The organism is Chimaeribacter coloradensis (assembly GCF_002858715.1).
Classification (GTDB): Bacteria; Pseudomonadota; Gammaproteobacteria; order Enterobacterales; family Enterobacteriaceae; genus Chimaeribacter; species Chimaeribacter coloradensis.
This window is the reverse complement of sequence record NZ_PJZH01000100.1, coordinates 1-332: the sequence shown is the minus strand read 5'-3', so window position 1 is coordinate 332 and position 332 is coordinate 1. Positions and strand designations below refer to the sequence as shown.

The 332-nt window shown below is 62.7% G+C and carries 1 protein-coding gene; it reads right to left on the bottom strand.

Going from position 1 to position 332, the window contains the following annotated elements; genetic code table 11:
• Positions 1 to 332 (bottom strand): GspE/PulE family protein (locus tag CYR32_RS21320; protein WP_165698290.1); only part of this gene is annotated, 332 nt, incomplete at both ends.

The following is a 332-nucleotide window of genomic DNA, read 5'->3' as shown; positions in this document are numbered from 1 at the left end:
ATCACGGATTTCACCCACCATGATGATGTCCGGGTCCTGGCGCAGCAGCGCCCGCAGAATGCGCGCAAAGCTCAGTTCTGCTTTCGGGTTGACCTGCGTCTGGTTGATGCCCTCCACCGGAATCTCGACCGGATCTTCCACACTACAGAGGTTATGCGCCGGGCTGTTGAGCTGCTTCAGCCCACTGTAGAGCGTGACGGTTTTGCCGCTGCCGGTCGGGCCGGTGACCAGAACCAGCCCCTGTGGCTGCGCCAGCACGCGCCGGAAACAGGCCAGCGCCTCCGGCGTCATGCCTAACTGCGCTATATCCGGTGCCTGTTGCGGCCCTTGTT